22 protein-coding genes are annotated in these 17,742 nt (G+C 63.8%); 13 read left to right on the forward strand and 9 right to left on the reverse strand.

Annotated elements, in window-relative coordinates; all coding sequences use genetic code 11:
- Positions 1-32 precede the first annotated feature (32 nt).
- From NLN62_RS22355 to NLN62_RS22380, 6 genes are all read left to right on the forward strand, one after another.
- A complete protein-coding gene (locus NLN62_RS22355; protein ID WP_027520644.1) occupies positions 33-1,433 on the forward strand; it encodes an aspartate ammonia-lyase in 1,401 nt (466 codons plus the stop codon).
- Positions 1,434-1,589: 156 nt separating this feature from the next.
- On the forward strand, positions 1,590-2,558 hold the full coding sequence (locus tag NLN62_RS22360) for a nitronate monooxygenase family protein (RefSeq protein ID WP_027520643.1): 969 nt from the start codon (positions 1,590-1,592) through the stop codon (positions 2,556-2,558).
- Between the two features lie 11 nt (positions 2,559-2,569).
- Positions 2,570-3,343 (forward strand): thioesterase family protein, encoded by a 774-nt coding sequence (locus tag NLN62_RS22365; protein WP_027520642.1) that lies wholly within the window; start codon positions 2,570-2,572, stop codon positions 3,341-3,343.
- 125 nt (positions 3,344-3,468) lie between these two features.
- Positions 3,469-3,717 carry a hypothetical protein gene (locus tag NLN62_RS22370; protein ID WP_027520641.1) on the forward strand — a complete coding sequence of 83 codons (249 nt, stop codon included), beginning with the start codon at positions 3,469-3,471 and terminating at the stop codon, positions 3,715-3,717.
- Between the two features lie 127 nt (positions 3,718-3,844).
- Positions 3,845-4,522 carry a hypothetical protein gene (locus tag NLN62_RS22375; protein WP_254110208.1) on the forward strand — a complete coding sequence of 226 codons (678 nt, stop codon included), beginning with the start codon at positions 3,845-3,847 and terminating at the stop codon, positions 4,520-4,522.
- A 119-nt stretch (positions 4,523-4,641) separates the two neighbouring features.
- Positions 4,642-5,313: a hypothetical protein gene (locus tag NLN62_RS22380; protein ID WP_254110209.1), complete on the forward strand. Its 672-nt coding sequence runs from the start codon at positions 4,642-4,644 to the stop codon at positions 5,311-5,313.
- 46 nt (positions 5,314-5,359) lie between these two features.
- Here the strand turns inward: NLN62_RS22380 and NLN62_RS22385 are convergent, their stop codons facing one another.
- Positions 5,360-5,605: a cysteine rich repeat-containing protein gene (locus NLN62_RS22385; protein WP_254110210.1), complete on the reverse strand. Its 246-nt coding sequence runs from the start codon at positions 5,603-5,605 to the stop codon at positions 5,360-5,362.
- A gap of 243 nt (positions 5,606-5,848) precedes the next feature.
- Between NLN62_RS22385 and NLN62_RS22390 the strand changes: the two genes are divergently transcribed.
- Positions 5,849-6,139: a hypothetical protein gene (locus NLN62_RS22390; RefSeq protein ID WP_254110211.1), complete on the forward strand. Its 291-nt coding sequence runs from the start codon at positions 5,849-5,851 to the stop codon at positions 6,137-6,139.
- Between the two features lie 122 nt (positions 6,140-6,261).
- On the opposite strand, the gene NLN62_RS22395 is transcribed toward NLN62_RS22390, so the two are convergent.
- From NLN62_RS22395 to NLN62_RS22410, 4 genes are all read right to left on the reverse strand, one after another.
- Positions 6,262-8,196 (reverse strand): ATP-binding protein, encoded by a 1,935-nt coding sequence (locus NLN62_RS22395; RefSeq protein ID WP_254110212.1) that lies wholly within the window; start codon positions 8,194-8,196, stop codon positions 6,262-6,264.
- Positions 8,193-8,864 carry a response regulator transcription factor gene (locus tag NLN62_RS22400; RefSeq protein WP_254110213.1) on the reverse strand — a complete coding sequence of 224 codons (672 nt, stop codon included), beginning with the start codon at positions 8,862-8,864 and terminating at the stop codon, positions 8,193-8,195. Before NLN62_RS22400 ends, NLN62_RS22395 begins: the two co-directional genes overlap by 4 nt.
- A 205-nt stretch (positions 8,865-9,069) precedes the next feature.
- Positions 9,070-9,321 (reverse strand): GCG_CRPN prefix-to-repeats domain-containing protein, encoded by a 252-nt coding sequence (locus tag NLN62_RS22405; protein WP_371933010.1) that lies wholly within the window; start codon positions 9,319-9,321, stop codon positions 9,070-9,072.
- 22 nt (positions 9,322-9,343) lie between these two features.
- Positions 9,344-9,586: a hypothetical protein gene (locus NLN62_RS22410; protein WP_027520634.1), complete on the reverse strand. Its 243-nt coding sequence runs from the start codon at positions 9,584-9,586 to the stop codon at positions 9,344-9,346.
- A 310-nt stretch (positions 9,587-9,896) separates the two neighbouring features.
- Between NLN62_RS22410 and NLN62_RS22415 the strand changes: the two genes are divergently transcribed.
- Complete coding sequence (locus tag NLN62_RS22415; protein ID WP_254110214.1) at positions 9,897-10,856, forward strand: helix-turn-helix transcriptional regulator; 960 nt, start codon at positions 9,897-9,899, stop codon at positions 10,854-10,856.
- 17 nt (positions 10,857-10,873) lie between these two features.
- Here the strand turns inward: NLN62_RS22415 and NLN62_RS22420 are convergent, their stop codons facing one another.
- The gene (locus NLN62_RS22420; RefSeq protein ID WP_027520632.1) at positions 10,874-11,107 is read right to left on the reverse strand and encodes a hypothetical protein; all 234 of its coding nucleotides are present in this window, start codon (positions 11,105-11,107) and stop codon (positions 10,874-10,876) included.
- A 765-nt stretch (positions 11,108-11,872) separates the two neighbouring features.
- Here NLN62_RS22420 and NLN62_RS52995 point away from each other — a divergent pair.
- Entirely contained in the window at positions 11,873-12,004 is a 132-nt protein-coding gene (locus NLN62_RS52995; protein WP_256575944.1) for a hypothetical protein, read from the forward strand.
- A 92-nt stretch (positions 12,005-12,096) separates the two neighbouring features.
- On the opposite strand, the gene NLN62_RS22425 is transcribed toward NLN62_RS52995, so the two are convergent.
- On the reverse strand, positions 12,097-12,339 hold the full coding sequence (locus NLN62_RS22425; protein ID WP_254110215.1) for a hypothetical protein: 243 nt from the start codon (positions 12,337-12,339) through the stop codon (positions 12,097-12,099).
- A 272-nt stretch (positions 12,340-12,611) separates the two neighbouring features.
- The gene (locus tag NLN62_RS22430; RefSeq protein WP_254110216.1) at positions 12,612-14,222 is read right to left on the reverse strand and encodes a recombinase family protein; all 1,611 of its coding nucleotides are present in this window, start codon (positions 14,220-14,222) and stop codon (positions 12,612-12,614) included.
- A gap of 130 nt (positions 14,223-14,352) precedes the next feature.
- On the opposite strand from NLN62_RS22430, the gene NLN62_RS22435 reads away from it, so the two are divergent.
- Entirely contained in the window at positions 14,353-14,532 is a 180-nt protein-coding gene (locus tag NLN62_RS22435) for a hypothetical protein (RefSeq protein ID WP_254110217.1), read from the forward strand.
- Positions 14,533-14,704: 172 nt separating this feature from the next.
- Here the strand turns inward: NLN62_RS22435 and NLN62_RS22440 are convergent, their stop codons facing one another.
- Positions 14,705-15,289, reverse strand: a complete 585-nt coding sequence (locus tag NLN62_RS22440; RefSeq protein ID WP_254110218.1) for a recombinase family protein — start codon at positions 15,287-15,289, stop codon at positions 14,705-14,707.
- Between the two features lie 224 nt (positions 15,290-15,513).
- Between NLN62_RS22440 and NLN62_RS22445 the strand changes: the two genes are divergently transcribed.
- The 3 genes from NLN62_RS22445 to NLN62_RS22455 all read left to right on the forward strand — a co-directional run bounded on the left by NLN62_RS22445 (position 15,514) and on the right by NLN62_RS22455 (position 17,156).
- A complete protein-coding gene (locus tag NLN62_RS22445) occupies positions 15,514-16,296 on the forward strand; it encodes a hypothetical protein (protein WP_254110219.1) in 783 nt (260 codons plus the stop codon).
- Positions 16,296-16,823: a hypothetical protein gene (locus tag NLN62_RS22450; protein ID WP_254110220.1), complete on the forward strand. Its 528-nt coding sequence runs from the start codon at positions 16,296-16,298 to the stop codon at positions 16,821-16,823. The genes NLN62_RS22445 and NLN62_RS22450 overlap by 1 nt, the downstream gene beginning before the upstream one ends.
- Positions 16,824-16,928: 105 nt before the next feature.
- Complete coding sequence (locus NLN62_RS22455) at positions 16,929-17,156, forward strand: hypothetical protein (protein WP_254110221.1); 228 nt, start codon at positions 16,929-16,931, stop codon at positions 17,154-17,156.
- Positions 17,157-17,742: the final 586 nt, after the last annotated feature.

Genomic DNA, 17,742 nt, shown 5'->3' on the forward strand with positions numbered 1-17,742 from the left:
ACCTGCGCGCGAGCAAACCTCAAGGAGCGCCTATGAGCCGTACGGAGCAGGACTTCCTCGGACAGCGTGAGATCGCCGACAACATCTACTACGGCGTCCAGACCATCCGCGGGAAGGAGAACTTCCACATCACCGGCATTCCGATGAACCAGGAGCCTTACTTCGTGAAGGCGCTTGGCTACGTGAAGAAGGCCGCAGCGATGGCCAATCGCGACCTCGGCGCGATCGACGCCAAGGTCGCGGACGCGATCATCCTCGGCTGCGACCGCGTCATCGCCGGCGACATGATGGATCAGTTCGTCACCGATTTCATCCAGGGCGGCGCGGGCACCTCGACCAACATGAATGCCAACGAGGTGATCGCCAACCTCGCGCTGGAATCGCTCGGCTTTGCGAAGGGCGACTACCAGCACGTCAGCCCGAACGACCATGTCAATTACGGCCAGTCGACCAACGACACCTATCCGACCGCCTTCCGCCTGGCGCTGATCCTGCGGCTCGAAAGCTACATGACGGCGCTGCGGCAGCTGCAGGAGGCATTCTTCGCCAAGGGGCGCGAGTTCGATCGCGTGCTGAAGATGGGCCGCACGCACCTCCAGGACGCGGTGCCGATGTCGCTCGGCGCCGAATTCCGCGGCTGGGGCACCACGATCGGCGAGGAGGTCGATCGTATCTCGGAAGCTCGCGCGCTGTTGCGCGAGATCAATCTCGGCGCCACCGCGATCGGCACCTCGGTCACCGCGGCGCCCGGCTATCCAAAGGTCGCGGTCCGGCATTTGAGCGCGCTGACCGGTGTCGACTTCGTGCTCGCCGGCGACCTCGTGGAGGCGACGTCGGACACCGGCGCCTATGTGCAGCTCTCCGGCGTCTTGAAGCGCACCGCGAGCAAGCTCACCAAGATCTGCAACGACATTCGTCTGCTGGCCTCCGGCCCGCGCGCCGGCTTCAACGAGATCAACCTGCCGCAGCTTCAGCCGGGCTCGTCCATCATGCCCGGCAAGGTCAACCCTGTGATTCCCGAGGTGGTCAACCAGACCAGCTTCCTCGTCATCGGCCTCGACACCACGGTGACGCTCGCGGCCTCCGCCGGCCAGCTCCAGCTCAACGTGATGGAGCCGGTGATCTCGTTCGCGCTGTTCTTCTCGATCCGCACCATGGAGCGCGCGGTCAACAGCCTGCGCGAGAACTGCGTCGTCGGCATCACCGCCAACGAAGAGCACACCCGCAACATGGTGCTCAACTCGCTCGGCATCGTCACCGTTCTGAAGCCGCTGCTCGGCTACAAGCAATGCGCCGAGATCGCCCGCGAGGGCTACAAGAGCGGCAAGTCGCTGCACCAGATCGTGGTGGTCGAGCGCAAGCTGCTGACGCAGGAGAAATGGGACGAGATGTTCTCGTTCGAGCGGCTGATCAATCCGGATCTGACCGAGTGAGAGCTTTCGCGTCCGTGTGGTGAATTCCGCGCCTTGGAATTGCGGTAATGGCGTCCGCCTGGCGGCGCTAAAACGCAATACTTGACAGTGGAAAGATTGCCTTGTTGGTATGGCGCCAAGCCTTCAACTTGTCCGCCAATAAAGGATCGTTTCGCAATGTCCATGCCTGCCTTGTTCAAGGGGCGTCTGTCGATCCCCGTGATCGGCTCGCCGCTCTTCATCATCTCGGTGCCCGATCTTGTGATCGCGCAGTGCAAGGCGGGTGTGGTCGGCTCGTTCCCGGCGCTGAACGCGCGGCCGCCGGAGCTGCTCGACGAATGGCTGGCGCGCATCACCGAAGAGCTCGCGGCCTATGATCGCGCGCATCCCGAGCGTCCTTCCGCGCCGTTCGCGGTAAACCAGATCGTGCACAAGTCGAACAACCGGCTCGATCATGACATGGCGCTTTGCGCCAAGTACAAGGTGCCGATGATCATCTCCTCGCTCGGTGCGCGCGAGGAGCTCAATCAGGCCGTGCACAATTGGGGCGGCATCGTCTTCCATGACGTGATCAACCAGAAATTCGCTCGCAAGGCGATCGAGAAGGGCGCCGACGGTCTGATCCTGGTCGCGGCCGGCGCCGGAGGCCACGCCGGCACGATCTCGCCGCTGGCTTTCGTCGCCGAAACGCGCAAATGGTTCGACGGCCCGATCGCGCTGTCGGGCGCGATCGGCAACGGCAAGGCGATCCGCGCTGCGCGCATCCTCGGCGCCGACTTCGCCTATATCGGCTCGGCCTTCATTGCGACCAAGGAAGCCAACGCGGTCGAGAAGTACAAGGAGATGATCGCGGGCTCCTCGGCCGACGACATCGTCTATTCGAATCTCTTCACCGGCGTGCATGGCAACTATCTGAAGCCGTCGATCCTCGCTGCCGGCATGGATCCGGAGAACCTGCCGACGTCCGATCCCTCCAAGATGAATTTCGGCACCGATGCTTCCGGCGATCGCGCCAAGCCGAAGGCATGGAAGGAGATCTGGGGCTCGGGCCAAGGCATCGGCAGCGTCGAAGGAATTGTGCCCGCCGCCGAGCTGATCGCGCGCTTCAAGAAGGAATACGAAGAAGCGATCGATCCGCCGTTGTAATGGCTCTCGCGATGACCGCCATCTATCGCGTCGACGGCAACAGCGTCGTCACTAGCCCTGATGCTGCGGGTCCATGGGATCCGCGCATGCAGCACGGCTCGGCGCCGGCTTCGCTCGTGGTGTGGGCGGCCGAGCGGATGGCGACTTCCGTGCCGATGGACATCGCGCGCGTCACTATCGATCTGATGCGTCCGGTTCCGGTGGCGCCCCTCACCATCGCGACCGAAATCTTGCGCGAAGGCCGCAAGATCCAGCTCTGCGGAATCAAGCTCCTGGCGGACGGCGTGGTCGTGGTCGGGGCAACCGTGCTGAAGATCAAGCGGCAGGCGCTGACGCTGCCCGACGACGTCAAGGAGCTGCCGGTGACCCTGCCGGCGCCGGAGCAGTCGCTGGTCGAGGACGGACATGCTGCCACCAGCCCGTTCGTGCGTTCGGTCTCGATGCGTGCGGCGCGCGGCCGCTTCGGCCAGGCCGGCGCCGGCGCAATCTGGTTTCGCGTCGATAAGCCACTGATCGAGGGACAAGCCGTCTCGCAGGCCATGCGCGCGGTCGTCGCCGCCGACTTCTCCAACGGCACGGCCTCGACGCTCGATTTTCGCGCCTGGACCTACATCAACGCCGACCTCACCGTGAGCTTTGCTCGGCAGCCGGTCGGCGACTGGATCCTGCTCGACGGCGAATCCTGGATCGGCGCAGATGGTACGGGCCTCGCGATGTCGCGGCTCGCCGACCGGCAAGGCTATTTCGGCCGCGCGGTGCAAAGCCTCGTGATCGAGAAGCGCTGAACGACTCGGCAAATCGGCAACCGCTACATGCCGCGGGCTGAACAAACGCCATTTAACGCAGCATTAACCATCGCGCTCCCAGAATCTCCTCGCAGCCGCCAATCGGCACGAAGAGGGGACGGGCGATGGACTACGATTTTCTCAACGCCAGGACGCAGGCTTCGCTGGATGAAATCCGCGTCCGCGTTGCGCATGCACTCGCCCGTCACCCGCTCTGCCGCAACGTGCGCTTCGACATCGTCAGCGTGCCCCGCACCCGTCGCGGCGGCAACTGGACCGTGACGCTGCAGGCGGTCGAGCCGCGTGCGGTGTGGGAGGCCTCCGAGATCGTCGCCGATATCCAGGACGCCTATGACTTGGCGCTAGCCGCCTGATTTCGTTGAATTTCCAATGCGATGTCGCCATCGGCCCAGCGTTTTCCGCTGTGGTGGCACGGTTAGGCCTTAATTCCTGCCCAGTTTCGGGGCATTGAGCGATCGAGAGCCGGACGCGGAGAGACGTTTGTCGAAAGCCATCACCATCGTCGTGCTGACGTGCTTCCTGGTTCTTGGCGCCGCCGCCACCGCCATTTTCGGCCGTGACAGCGTGCCGGCCGCGAGCAGCGACATGGTCTCGCAGGTCGTCCCCAAGCCGGTCGCCGCCAACCGCGCCAGCAAGGCCGACCGGCTGAACGTGCCGACGCTCGCGCTAGCCTCCGCTGCCGTCGAGCCGGTGGACAGGCCTGTTCTTACCGAGACGCTGCGCCAGGCCTTCGCCGCCGCCACGCCATCCGATTTCCCCCCGGCGCCCAAGGCGAACGCTTCCGAGGCGCCGGCCGCAGCGACCGACGCGCCTGCCAAGCCGAAAGTGGTCGCAAAACCGCAGCCGCAGAAATCCTATTCGCTGCTCTCCGACGTGCAGATCGCGGGCATCAAGGAGCGGCTGAAGCTGTCGTCGTCGCAGGAATATTACTGGCCCTCGGTCGAGACCGCGCTGCGCAACGTCGCGCGCAAGATCCAGGCGAACAAGCTCTCCAATCCGCAGGTGCAGGGCGTGCCGATCGATCCGAACTGCGATGAGGTCCAGCAGCTGAAGTCGGCCGCGATGCCCCTGCTGTTCCAGTTGCGCGACGATCAGAAAGAGGAAGTGCGCAAGCTCGCCCGCATCATCGGGCTCGAGAAGGTCGCCCAGCAGATCTGACGTAGCTCGCAAGTTCCGCGCGCTTGGCGGCGGAGCTGCAGCATTTTCCCTGACGTTGCTCCGTTCCCGGAACATCAAATTGCGCGACGCGTTGCTCGCTCGAAAGAGGGAGTGGATCGATGCGCGCCTTGACAGCCTATTTCGTCGGTGGGGGAACCATCGTCGCAGCCATCGCCATCGGTCTTGGTGGCGGCATCGTTGCCGGCAACATCATGACCCCCATCGCGCTCAAGCACGGCCCCGATACGGGCAAGCAGGAGCGGCGTGCAGACTCGACGGCAATAACCCATGCGCCATCCGAGCGCGTGCAATATCTCACGGGATCGCAGGTCTTCGGCGCCGTGGTCGCTCCGCCTGTCCAGGCCGCGGCGCCGACCGCCACGGCCAATGCCGAACCTTCCGCGTCGCCTGCACAGCCGGCCGCCAGCCATGAGTCCCAGCAGGCCAACACGCAAGCCGCGCACCCTGCCAAGCCTGCGGAGCAGCAAGCCACGACCGAGCAGGCTGCCTCGCCGGATAATGCCTATGCGAAAGCGAAGGACGCCGACGTGAAGCGCGCGGCGTCGGAGCGGCATCGTGCCGACCGGCGGCAGCGCTGGGCCGAGCGCCGCCGCTACGACATGCGCGATCCTCGCGAGACGCGCGATCGGACCGACTGGGACGACGTCGCACGCAATACTCGCGAAGATGCCGATGTCCGCGAATTCGGATCAGGTCCGCGCCGCAGCTTCGTCCCGCAGAGCCGCGGCTTTCCGCAGCTCAGATTATTCGGAGCTGATGGCGACGATTAGAGCAGATGGCGGTTCATCCTAATCTCATCGCGTTTTAGCGCGCGCATCAACCTCCGTGCGACTCCACGACCTTGCGGCAGGCGTCCGAGAGCTTGGCCTTGTTGTCGCGCAGGCATGCGTTCATCTGCGGCGGCTTGCCGATATGTTCGGCGCAGAACTTGCTGGCGTCGCCGCGGCAGGCCATCTGCTCCTGCGGCGTCGGGCCCGATTGCGCCGATACGGGCACGACGGTCGATGCGAGCATCATGACGGTCGGCGCGAGCACGAGCGCGGCAATAACTGAAATCTTCATCATTCACCTCTTCGGGTTTCGTTGTCCGGCTTGAAACCAGGCGGCGCGACCATCTGCGGAGCGGGCCCGCGGGTCCATGCCATGTTCATGGCAGCCGAAACGTCCGGTCTCTGCGACCGCACACGCGCCCCCCCATCTTCATGGCATGTATCGGCGCGCGATCTTTTGCCATTGAGCCCTTACGTCGGCCCGCGAGAAGCGATGGTTGCATCGACAGGCCGGACGGCAAGCAGGAGAGCTGAGATGGCAAGGAAAGCAGCAACGCTGAGCATCGGCTTGGCGATTGCGGCGCTGGCGGGTGCAGCGATGCTGTCGCTGGGCACAAGTCCGGCGCAGGCAGTGGTCTATTGCAAGACGGTCGGCGTGCCCAAGGGCTGCGTCGTGCGGCCCACCGCGGCGGTGGTGGTGGCTCCGGCCGCGCCGGTCGCTGCCGCTGTGGTAGCGACCCCCGGCGTCGGTGCGCCCGGGGTCGGTGTTCGAGCGGGCACGCCGATGAACCGCGGCGGCCCGGTCAACCGCGTCGGCGTGCGCTGAGCGAGCTCCTTCTCCACCTCGGCCGGTTTGCGGGGAGAGGAAGAAGATTTCGGGCGCAGGGATGCCTGCAAGCGCACCCCCTCTCTCCGCGCGTCGCCCACACGTTCGGGGAGGGGGCTTTTTCAGCCCTCGGCCGCATCGCTGTCGGGAAAGCGCTGCGGCAGTTGCAGCCGCACGGATGTGCCCGAGGGGGAGGAGTCGAGTTCGAGCGTTGCACCACAACGGCAGGCGCGGCTCTTCATGTTGCGCAAGCCCCGCGCGGTCTGGCTCGCCCCTGTCGCCTCGCCATTGCCGGCACCATCGATGGGAAGAGCAAAACCCTGGCCGTCGTCCGCGATGCTGATCACGCCGCGCTGATCTTGCGGCGCCCCGCCGAGCGTCTCGATCGTCACCGTGATCCTGCGTGCCTTCGCGTGCTTGACCGCGTTGGTCACGGCTTCATCCAGGATGCGCACGATCTGGATGACGTGCCATGGCCGCAGCTCCGGATGCAGCGGCAGGCCCTGTGGTGTCGTCACGTGCCAGTCGAGCGCGATGTCGTGCGGGCGCAATTGTGCCGCGGCGCGCTCGCGCCATGAGCCGAGCGCCAGCATCAGATCGCCGCCGATATCGTCCATGGAATCGATCACGAGCCGCAGATCCTTCAGCGCGGCGCGCGCGGCGTCAGCGATCGGCGCGCCGTCCGCGCCGCGTTCGGAGAGCGCGACGATGCTGACGAGCTGGCCGCCGAGGCCGTCATGCAGGTCGCGCATCAGCCGGGTGCGCTCATTGGCGAGGGCTGCGGCCCGCGCACGCTCCTCCTCGCGGGCAAAGCTTGCCTTCAATCGGTCCTCGGCCTCGCGCACGCGTGCGATCAACTGGCCGGCGAAACTGTCGACCTGGTTCAGCGCGCGGGCGAACCGCCAGGTCAGGCCGGCGCCGATCGCCACCAGCATCGCCGAATAGGACAGGCGCGAGACGAAGGTGCGTTCATTGGGCAGGATCTCGAACACCGAGAGCATGTCGTGGCCCCAGCAGGTCAGCACGATGGTCACCGCGCAGCCGAGTGTGAGGCTCGCCGCATCCTGGCGCCGTACCACCGCCGTTGCCGTGACGCCGGCCATCAGCAACAGGCAGATGCCGACCGTCGGGATGCCGAGAAGCAGAAAAAGGATGCGCGGCAGCGGCTGGCCCGCGATCAGCCCGACCGCGAACACGGCGAGACCGGGCGCGAACAGCAGCGTGCCATAGCGCGGCCAGCGCCAGCCGAAGAACAGCACGGCGAAAACCACGATCAGGGCGCTCTCGATCGGGGCGGAGGCCAGCAGCACCGCGGCGAGCCGCGAGGGGTGGGCTGGCGGCACCGGCGGCGGCAGGAACGCCTGGATGACGCCGAGGACCATTGCGAGCGCCAGCACGCCATAGACTGGCTCGTGGCGCCGCATCAGCCACATGATCGCGAGAATGACCGCCAGGATCGATTGCCAGGCGGAGAACACCACGGGCAGCGTGACGAACAGCAGCGTACGCGTCTCGTAGGCGCCGCGCAGGCTCTCATCCGGTCCGACATAGACGGTGTCGAGAAAGCCCTTCAACGGCCCCCACACGAACAGCCGCAACGTGATGGTGTTGGCGCCGTCGCGCAACAGCGCCGACGGGATCGGTGCGATCTCCGGCGTGTTGCGGTCGGGCCGGTTGGCGGTGGCGTCGCGCCTGGAATCGAGGATCACCACGTCGTTGACCGCGACCTCCACGGCGTTGCTGAAGCGCGGCAGGAACACCGACCACGCCGCCGCGTCAGCAGTCCTGAAGGTGAAGCTGCCCGTGTAGAGCGGCGGATCCGCGAGCGAATAGCGCGAGTTGGTGAAATGCGGCAGCGTCACCGGGCGTGTCACGCCATCCTCCAGCTGCGTGAACTCGCTCAGCGCAAAATCGTCGGGGTCGCTCGGCTGCAACAGCCGCAGCACCAGGATGCAGGCGATCACGATCAGCACCTGGAGCAGCAGATAAGGCACCAGCCGCGCCAGCCGCAGCCGCGCCCTTGCGGTCACGAGCGGCTTTACGGCGACCTCGCTCACAGCTTGATCAGGCCCTGCTGCACCGCCTCGAACACGGCTTCGCTGCGGGTATGCACCTCGAGCTTGCGATAGATGTTCTTGATGTGGCCGGGCACGGTCTGGCGCGACAGGCCGAGATGGCTCGCGATCTCGGCGTAGCTGAAGCCCTTGGCGATGCCCCAGAGGATGTCGATCTCGCGCGGCGTGAGCCTTGCGGTGTTGAGCGCCGGCCCCGGCGGCGGCTCGGCGGTGGTTTGCGTTCGCCGCACGATGAAGCGCGCGATCGAGGCCGAAATCGGCGAATGCCCGGCGACCAGTTCGCGCACGGTGGTCGCGATGTCGGTCGGGAAGGCGTCCTTCAGGAGATAGCCGGTGGCGCCGACCGTGATTGCCGAGATCACGCTTTCCTCGTCGCCGAGTGCGGAGATCACCATGATCTCGGTGTCGGGAAAGCGCCGCCGCGTCTCGCGGATCAGCTCGATGCCATGGCCGTCGGGCAGGCGGAGGTCGGTCAGGAGCACCCGCGGCGCGCGTGCATTGAGGGCTTGGCGCGCCTCACCGAGCGTGCCGGCCGTGCGCACCCCGTACTCCGCCTTGACCAGCGCATCCTGCAAGCGCCAGCAGGTCGGCGCATCATCCTCGACGAGGAGGATGGTGATCGCAGCAGGAGCCCCGTCCCGTTCCGTCATGGCAAAAACCTTGGGCCGCGTGTCCCCCGCGGCGCAAAACCGAGCTTAGCTGCGCCGCGTCGCCTGCGACACCCATAATCATGGGGCGGAGTGGCGGAGTGCGTTGTTTGCGGATCAGGAGCGAGCTGCATCAAGTCGCGCGCGGACGTTTGACGGCCGCGGCGATCCTCTCCCCGCGGATCGTGCGGAGAGAGGGGGAGTCGTCTTACCTCCCGTTCCCGCGGCAACCGCCATTGGGGCCGATGTGATAGCCGCGCGGGCAGGCGTGGGCGGCGGGATTGGCGTAGTTCTTCAGGCAGCCGCCATAGGGTCCGCGATGCCAGCCGGCGCCGCAGCCGCCGGCCACCGCGACGATGTCGCTCGTCGCGGGCGTGCCGACCGGCGCGAGAGGAGCGGCCTGGGCGGAGCCGGTGATCGCGGCGAGCGCAAAGGCGGCGGCATGGATGTGTCGCATCATGTACTGTTCTCCGTCCGGCGGCTCAATGCGTGGCGGCAAAAGCGATACCGGCGCGCACTTCGGCGATCGCCTGGTCGATCAGGCCGAGCGCCTTCTCGCGGTGGCCGCCCTTGTTCGGTTCGGCCTTGGCGAGCTCGGCGCGGGCCTGTTGCAGGATCGTGACGCTCTCGTCCATGTGCGGCTGGGCGCCGATTGCGTAGCCGATGCCGAGGCTTGCGGCGATCGTCGCGCCGAGCGCGAGGCTGCGGGGTAGAGAAGTTCGCATGTCGTTGTCTCCTCCAGCGGGCGTCAGGCGGCGGCCGCCCGGATGCCGGGATGCGCCGGCGCGAAGACGAGCCCGACGCATCCGCGGCCTGAATAAGGCTCTCGCCCGCGCGCCGTCTTGGACTGTCCGGCGTCGAATGATTTCGTGTTTGGACTGACCGGCGCTGTTTAAATCACGTCACCGTGCTGATAGCCTGACGAGGTGCGTTCACCGGGCGTTCAGTCCGCGCCCGGCAAGTTCGCTCCGTTTCTTGCCAGTCAGTCTTCACAAGTCTCTCTTCAAAGTCCTTTCCCCAAAAATTCCTTCCCCGATGCCCGTCATCCGGAAAGCGTTATCGACCGATATGCTGCCGCAGGGGCTGTCTGAGCGGCAGCGCTTCATTCGCTTTGCGGAATTGTTCGAACATTTTTCCAACACCGGTGAGCTCGACCCCGCGTTCGACGTGCCGTTTCGCGCCGCCATGAACTCGATCCACATCGGCACCACCATGCTCGGACGCTGCGACGGTAGCTTCGTCACGGTGCGGCGTGAGAAGCGGCAGGTGATCGAGACCGGCGACGACCGCTTCTGTCTCGTGCGCAACACCGGTGATCGCGCTTCCTATGTGCGTCACCGTGGCCGCGAGATCACCTTGCGGCCGGGATCGATGGTGCTGCTCAAGCTCGACGAGCCGTTCTTCGCAGCTGACGGCGCGAACCACAAGCGCTTCACCAACGTGCATCTGCCGGTCGCAACCTTGCGCGCGATGGTCGCCGACGTCGATGAATTGGTCGGGCAGGAGCTTGCGCCCGGCGGGGCGCTGTCGCTCGCGATGGACTACAGCGATCTTCTGCTGCGCCATCCGGTCGCCGTCGACGAGGCCGGCATGGCGATTGCGGCGCATCTGCTCGACCTCGCGGCGCTCGGGCTCGGCGCACGCGCCGACATCGCGTCCGCCGCCAGCCGGCGGGGCCTGCGTGCCGTGCGGCTCCAGGCCGCGCTGGCGATCCTGCAAGCGCGTTTCCAGGAGCCGGATTTTTCCGCGCAAAAGCTCGCGGCTGCCGCCGGTCTTTCCGAGCGCTATGTCAACGAACTGCTGTTTGAGGCCGGCGCCAGCTTCACCACGCGCTTGAACGAGCTGCGCCTGCGCAAGGCTGCGGATCTGCTGGCCCGCAGCGAGGGACGCATCAGCGACATCGCCTTCGCCTGCGGCTTCAACGATCTCTCCTATTTCAACCGCTGCTTCCGCCGCCGCTTCGGCCTGACGCCGACGGCGGCGAGGGGGAGGTGAGCGCTCGCTCTGGTGGGTTACGACGCCTCCAGTCGCGGCGGCGGATAGCGCCGCGCGAGCGCCGACAGCGACAGATGTCGCTCCTCCTCCGGCAGCTCGAGATAGGCCAGCACCTGCGCCCGCTTCCAGCCGTCGACGCCGAAATCCATCGCCATCCATTTCTGCGGCTCGGGCCCTTCGAGCCCACGCACCCAGACGAAATAGCGGGGGAGGTCGCCTGGCTCTGCCTCGGTCGCGCGTCGTCTGGCCATCAAGCTGCTCGCTGAGTGGAGACCTGCGGAGGAGAATATAGGCGGACCAGATGATTGCTAGGGGAGGGCTTCGCTTCACTGCGAGAAGAACGGCGAGCCGGTCCGTCTTCGCCAGGTCCGTCTTCGCCAAGAGGCTTCGCCGCACACGCTTCGCGCTTTCGGTCTCGCATGGCTGCGCCACGCGAAGCCCGAAAGGGCGTAGCGTGGTGCCCCTGGCCGGCAATCGCCTAATACAACAACTAATTGAATTTGCAATAGTTTTCGTCGCCGATTGCTGCCGATGCCAACAGAAATACCAACAAGTTGACGCACTGCATTAGCTAGAAAAAAATTCAACTGCAGGCTCCGCGGCAGCGGGCCCGCCCCATGCCATTCAGATCTCCACAATCGCTCCGACAGGAATCGAACCCGGCTCTTAACGAAATCCTGGCGAATTCGACGGATCAAGATATCGCGCGGTCAGGGGAGAGTTCTTGTCATGGGTACCCATCCATCATGCATCCACGATGCCGAGCGAAACCTCGAGCTGAACGACTTCGGGGGGCGACTTGGTTCGCTTCGTGCGACACCGACGCCGAAAGCGCCCAATCACGCGACGCTGATCCACGATCTGCTGGACTTCCAATGAGCATGGCGTGCCAATGTCCGACAACACACTGGACATGGCGACTGCGGATCATGGGCCGCGATACTGGCTCCGGTGGCGATCACAGCGCGCACGATTTTCGTTCGATCGCGTCGACCCTTTTAACGAGGAGGGCGTGTTTGACGGCGATGCAATGGAAGCCCAACTCGCCCGCGACACGAAAAAAGCACCGGCGATGCGACGATGTGGTGCGGCGCCAGCTTGGCAACGACAACAAGATTCGCAGCATCTATAACCGTGCTGCCTATTGAGCCGAACGCATGCGTTTAATTCAGCATTGGTCTGGCCGCCTCGACAGCCTGCGCGACGGTGCGCCCGCCGTCTCGCTGCACAGATCGGCGGCTTAGCTTGCTCTCGTTTCGACTCGCGGCAGCGAAGCGTGATATTCATCCACGCTGTCGAGGTCGATCATGGTCTTGCCGCCCATCCTGTAGGCCCTGATCCTATCGTGGGCGATCAGCTCATAAGCCTTAGTCTTTCCGAATTTGCCATAGCGGCAACCGTCCTTGAACTCGACGAGCCGGCGCCGCTTGTTGTTATCATTGTCAACCATGGTTCCTGCATGCGCTTCGATGATCTCCGCCACAATCGGATCAAGCCCCGCTGAGCGGGATCGGTATCTCCATGGCGCGACCTTGGTTTCGACGCCCCCCGCAAGTAACTCAATTGCCCGGGATGCGTTGATCGATATAGCCTACGGTGCCAAGCAAAAGACTCTTTGATGCCTCCGCTAACTCCTGCGCGCCGTAGCGTGTAAATTGGACGGACTGAAAGCGCTGTGGGCAAGCTCGTGCCCTGCTGTCCGCCTGCTCACTTGGACCCGTTGGGCAACTTTCAGTGTGCGAGCGCCATTCAAACTCATAACCTGAAGGTCATAGGTTCAAATCCTATCCCCGCAACCAACGCTTCCCTAGACTCTAGGGGTTCAGCCGCCCTCTCGGAAATCCTGAGCAGGGCGGCGAGTTGGCCGTAAATCTCGATCTTCACGGGTTTGTACCGGCCCCGTGGATGAACGACCACTTTCTCGACAATCTCCCGAATAGCCTCATGGGCAGCCACACGGCTGTCCCTATCTGACTCCGCGAGCGCCTGCCTCAGGTTCCGGATCTTGTCGCGATAGGCGTTTGCCGCATTGGGATGGAATTCCACGGCGGGCGGGACGACATCGACGATGGCCGCCTCGATCTCGTCGCGCTCAGCCTCAAGAGCCGCCAGACGCTCGCGCAAGGCGCGGCTCGGCGCTTCGCCCAGGAGAGCGTCGACGGCCTTCGAGATGGCGCCGTTGACGTTGCCCAACCGCTTTTCGAGGTCGCGGCGCCGGTGGGCGGTCGAGCTGTGCAGCTCGCGGGACATCCGGTGATATTCCCGCACGTACTCGGCAACCAGTTCTGGCGCCGCCAGGTTCTCCTCGATGCCTTTCAACACCAGCGTCTCGATGGCTTCGCGCGCCACGGTGCGCCGGTTCTCGCACAGGCCGGTTTCCTTCATGCGGGTGCAGAGGAGGAGCGGCCCGCGCTTGTCGTTGCCGCCGACCACATAGCCCGAGCCGCAGCAGCCGCATTTGATCAGGCCGGACAGCAGGTTCTTCGGTCGGGTGGCGTAGGTGCCCTTCGGGCCGCCGCGCTCTTCACGCCGGGTCCGCACGCGCGACCAGGTATCGGCGTCGATGATGCGCAGATGCTCGGCGTCGGCGGTCATCCATTGATTGCGCGGGTTTTCGCGGCTGATGCGCTTGCCGGTCTCAGGGTCTTTCACGAAGGTTTGCCGGTTCCAGATGATCCGACCAGCGTAGAGTTCGTTTTGCAGGATGCCGTTCAAGCGCTTGCGGCTGCCGGCGATGGTCGATGCGTTCCAGACGCCGCCACGTGGTCCGGGCACCCCCTTCTTGTTCAACGCTGCCGCGATGTCGCGTGGTGAGTTTGCGGCGAGGTAGTCGGCGAAGATTTGACGAACAACCGTTGCTTCAGCCTCGTCGATCTCCAGCTCGCCCGCTTTCCCGGGGATCGGCCGATAGCCGTAGCTGCGTCCGCCGTTGTGGCGACCATCGCGAACCACGCCGGCTTGGCCGCGTCGTGTCTTCTGCGCGAGGTCTTTGAGGTAGAGAGCGCCGAGCAATCCCTTCACGCCGATGTGGATGTCTCCGGCAATCCCATCCTGCGCGGTACGGATTTCGATGCCCGCGAAGCGCAGCCGCTTGTGGATACCGGCCAGATCTTCCTGGTCACGCGAGATGCGGTCGAGCGCTTCGGCAACGACAACATCGAACTTGCCGGCTTTGGCGTCGCGCATGAGGCGCTGCCAACCGAGCCGGTTCACCGTGCTGGCGCCGGATATCGCGCGGTCATCGTAGACCGCGACAACGATCAGCTCTTCGCGCTCACAGACGGCGCGGCAGAGCGCGACCTGGTCCTCAATGGACCGGTCGGTTTGCTTGTCCGAGCTAAACCTTGCGTAGATTGCCGCCTTCATTGTCGCTACTCGCGTTCATTGTGCGGTGTTGCCGCTCATAATCGGCGATCGCCGCTGCGCGAGCAAGAGCGCGAACGAATCGCAGCAATGCATCACTGGGCCCGCATTCAACTTCTTCATGTCGCGCACGATGACTCGGCGCTTGATCCGCGCGCTCAAGCGCAACGACAAGCTCGGCCTGCGTCACCTCTGCCGGTGGACCGGACATGGCAAGGACACCCCAAGGCACGACAGCCGCGTGACCGCGACCATCCGGTTGAGACTGAGAAGCCTCCAGGAAGTCGAGCGGGGGTGGTTCAGCGAGGAGTGAGATCGATAAAAAGGCGCAAGCTGAGAATGCGGCTAGGGACGATCGCGCGGGCTTTAAAAGCGCTTTTGCCGACTTTGTATAAGCGAGTGCGTTTTCAAGCTGAAAGATTAATCAGATTCGTTTTGTGCGGTCCCAGAGGACGAACACAATCTAGTTCTTCTTCGGCTATTTCTCAAGATGCTTTCAACGGATCACCGCCAGCACTGGACGAACAGATCCTGGAAATCGTCGAGCTGCTGACGTGAAAGGCCATGGCGACAGCTTTTTGCGTCTGACCGGCAAAGTACAGCTCCAAGGCAGCCTTCCGCTCGGCTGGCGTCAGCTTTGGCTTCCGGCCGAACCTGACGCCGTTCTGGCGCGCCCGTTCGCGTCCAGCAGTCGTGCGGCGAATGATGTCCTCCCGCGTCTTGCGGGCGATGTAGCCGACCAGCGCGGCCAGGACCTCGCCGAGTTCATGCGTCGTATCCGCCCAAGGCTCGGCCAACGATCGGTAGGTCGCTCCACGCGACGTGATGTCAGCAAGTACGCTCAACATTCGGAATGGACCGCCGCGGGTCAGGCGATCGAGCGCCGGGACGATGACGATGTCGCCTTTGCGCAGCCGGCGCAGCAATCGCGCGAGTTCACGACGGTGATCGTTCAGGCCGCTTTGCTTCTCGCACAGAATTCGCTCGCAGCCCGCAGCCTCAAGCTGGGCTATCTGAATGTCCAGCTCCTGGCCGGACGTACTGACGCGGGCATAACCGAAGATGGTCATCGCCGCTGCCCCGTTGCAAAACTCCTAAATTTTGCAAGGTGATTGGCAATGGAGATGGAAGGCGAGGGGGCGACGCGCTTTTCGTGAGTCCGCTCAACAGCTTGAGCTGTTAGCTCAGAAATGCCTGTCGTTTTCATCCAAGATTGATTCTGCCCTTAGACCCCGGCATTCGTAAATCAGGATTTTTGCATAGAAACGGAAACTCTTTTTTGAGGGGTTTTCCGATGTTTTCTGTGGCTATTCCGCTGCGTGATGCGGCGCGATGGGGGCGGTCGAGATTGCTGCTCAGCGCCTTCCTCGTGATTCTGACGAGTGCAGCGCAGGCCGAGCAGCTGCTTCCGCCGGTGCGCATCGAGCAGGAAGCCTTTGCCTGCGTCGACATCAGCGTGGTGAAGCGGCACGAGCAGCTTGTTCAGAATGGTCAGACCGAGCAGGTCGACAAATTGCACATGGTCTATCGTTTCGCAGAAGGGTGCGCATTCCCGCATCCCGGTCAGTACATGTTTTACGAGGGCTACGACGCAACGAGCAAAGGCGCGTTCGTGTGCCTGCGTCAGCGTCCAGGTTCGGATTGCCTCTGGATGAAGCGCTCGGCCATCGGCGAGGTGCCGACGTACTATCCCGGCCGGCGCCTTGAGGAAACCAACAAGGGCATTCCGTGCACGGCATGGGATCAGGTGGTCAGGAAGTCCCGCGAAACCGACAAGGCCATCTACGCGCGCTTCAAGGGCAACCGGCCGTCCGGTGACGGCAACGTCGCCAGCGAGATGGCACAGGGCATGGTGACCGGCATGCTGGGCATGGTCACGGGCGGGCGCGACAGTCACAAGGTGCGGAGCCTGAACCTGTGCGAGTACTACCTGCTGTCCGCACAACAGGAGGCCCGCAGGCTCTCGGCTTATGAATGGTGCCCGCAGCTGATCGCCCCCGACAAGCTCGCGGCCGAGAAGAACGGCTACCGGTCGGACATCGCCGAAATCGCCAACTCCTGCCTGGGGAATAAATGATGCGCAGGAAGCTTTCAGCACTGTCGATGTTGCCCGCGTTCCTGCTCGGCGCCTGTCAGGAGCACGGCACTGAGGCCCGCCTGCGTTCGGCCGCTGACGTGGTCGGCGCCGAATACAAGCTGACGGCGGACTGGATGGACACGTCATTCCAGTCGCGCGACGCCAACACCATGATCGTGGAGCGCAAGCGCGGCACACCGCTGCGGTACGAGCTGCAGGAGCCGGAGCACTGCGTATTCCGGTTTACGGTGGAGGCGGGCACGAGCGACGCTCAGGTCACCACGGCCGACCTCAACAAGCTCAACCGTCTGGAGGTCGCGCCAACGATGTCGGGCAACTCTGGCATCATCTACCTGGCCAGCAGCGAAGCCAACACCGTCGAGGTTCATTCGCGGTACGGCACCCAGAAGAGCAACAAGGTTCGCCTCAACAACCTGCAGCCCGCGCAGATCGATGCGTTCCTGTCGAAGGTGGCGGAGTTTCAGGAGAAGTTCTGCGGCATCAAGGTTCAAATACCCGGCAGCTGAGGGCTGCAGGAATGGGGACGTCGGGGGCGAGAGATTTCCGTCCGGTTCTGACGGATACGGCATCAGCCCGGCATATCGCCGACGCTGATAAACAGGAGAAGTTCAGTGAGCATCTTCGGTACACCTACGCATAGTGCTTCCTTCGGCGAGTTCGCCACGGGCGGGTCGACCCCCGCCCACTCCGCGTCGTTCGGCGAAATCGCCAGCGGTGCGGCTGTGCAAGTTTCCGGCGCCTCGTTCGGCCAGAAGGCTTCCGGGGCGTCAACGGCCACGCACGCCGCAAGCTTCGGCGAGCGGGTGTGCGGCAACTCCGTTCCGACCTATTCCAAGTAAGCTTTCGATTTGATCATGAGCGGGGACCGCAAATGCGGCCCCCGTTGCCTTTTGTGCAATGCCGATCGCTGCATGAGCTTTTAAAGCGGTTTTGTTGTTGTCTGGTGGTGTGTCCAGGCTCGGCATGACAAACAGCGTTTAATGGCCGCTGTGGCCGTATGGATGCTATCTGCATCTACACGCCTCCAACGCAGTTTCGGGTGAGGTCTGGCGCAGTGTCGGTGTTACTCGATCGACTCCAGATGAACCGCCGCTGCCCCTTCCCTTCAAAGACAAGTTTGAAAAATCAGCCGCAGGCGTTTTAGTGGTATTCATAGTTTTAATTAGTTTTAGGAAAAGCAGCCCTGTGGATATGTCAAAACGGCTTTAATCGCTTCATGCGGTTAGCGACAAAATCGATAGGCGATATACGGCGCTGAGATAGGTGATATACGGCTTGTCATAGGCGAAATACGGTTTGTCATAGGTGATATACGGCGTTTGATAGGTGATATACGGCTCTGTCAAAACCGTTCTCTCTCGCCATTCACGATAGGTGATATACGGTTTTGTCAAAATGCTTTGTCAAAATTCGGCGCGCGATAGG

Origin of the sequence: Bradyrhizobium sp. CCGUVB23 (assembly GCF_024199885.1) — a bacterium.
Lineage (GTDB): Bacteria > Pseudomonadota > Alphaproteobacteria > Rhizobiales > Xanthobacteraceae > Bradyrhizobium.

Excerpts from the sequence above, each read along its gene's own strand:
- NLN62_RS22355 (WP_027520644.1), top strand. The coding sequence starts at position 33 with ATGAGCCGTACGGAGCAGGACTTCCTCGGACAGCGTGAGATCGCCGAC.
- NLN62_RS22430 (WP_254110216.1), bottom strand. The coding sequence starts at position 14,222 with ATGAAGGCGGCAATCTACGCAAGGTTTAGCTCGGACAAGCAAACCGAC.
- NLN62_RS22380 (WP_254110209.1), top strand. The coding sequence starts at position 4,642 with ATGCGCGCCTTGACAGCCTATTTCGTCGGTGGGGGAACCATCGTCGCA.
- NLN62_RS22400 (WP_254110213.1), bottom strand. The coding sequence starts at position 8,864 with ATGACGGAACGGGACGGGGCTCCTGCTGCGATCACCATCCTCCTCGTC.
- NLN62_RS22365 (WP_027520642.1), top strand. The coding sequence starts at position 2,570 with ATGACCGCCATCTATCGCGTCGACGGCAACAGCGTCGTCACTAGCCCT.
- NLN62_RS22410 (WP_027520634.1), bottom strand. The coding sequence starts at position 9,586 with ATGCGAACTTCTCTACCCCGCAGCCTCGCGCTCGGCGCGACGATCGCC.
- NLN62_RS22420 (WP_027520632.1), bottom strand. The coding sequence starts at position 11,107 with ATGGCCAGACGACGCGCGACCGAGGCAGAGCCAGGCGACCTCCCCCGC.
- NLN62_RS22390 (WP_254110211.1), top strand. The coding sequence starts at position 5,849 with ATGGCAAGGAAAGCAGCAACGCTGAGCATCGGCTTGGCGATTGCGGCG.
- NLN62_RS22445 (WP_254110219.1), top strand. The coding sequence starts at position 15,514 with ATGTTTTCTGTGGCTATTCCGCTGCGTGATGCGGCGCGATGGGGGCGG.
- NLN62_RS22370 (WP_027520641.1), top strand. The coding sequence starts at position 3,469 with ATGGACTACGATTTTCTCAACGCCAGGACGCAGGCTTCGCTGGATGAA.
- NLN62_RS22405 (WP_371933010.1), bottom strand. The coding sequence starts at position 9,321 with ATGATGCGACACATCCATGCCGCCGCCTTTGCGCTCGCCGCGATCACC.
- NLN62_RS22440 (WP_254110218.1), bottom strand. The coding sequence starts at position 15,289 with ATGACCATCTTCGGTTATGCCCGCGTCAGTACGTCCGGCCAGGAGCTG.
- NLN62_RS22360 (WP_027520643.1), top strand. The coding sequence starts at position 1,590 with ATGTCCATGCCTGCCTTGTTCAAGGGGCGTCTGTCGATCCCCGTGATC.
- NLN62_RS22435 (WP_254110217.1), top strand. The coding sequence starts at position 14,353 with ATGACTCGGCGCTTGATCCGCGCGCTCAAGCGCAACGACAAGCTCGGC.
- NLN62_RS22385 (WP_254110210.1), bottom strand. The coding sequence starts at position 5,605 with ATGAAGATTTCAGTTATTGCCGCGCTCGTGCTCGCGCCGACCGTCATG.
- NLN62_RS22415 (WP_254110214.1), top strand. The coding sequence starts at position 9,897 with ATGCCCGTCATCCGGAAAGCGTTATCGACCGATATGCTGCCGCAGGGG.
- NLN62_RS22450 (WP_254110220.1), top strand. The coding sequence starts at position 16,296 with ATGCGCAGGAAGCTTTCAGCACTGTCGATGTTGCCCGCGTTCCTGCTC.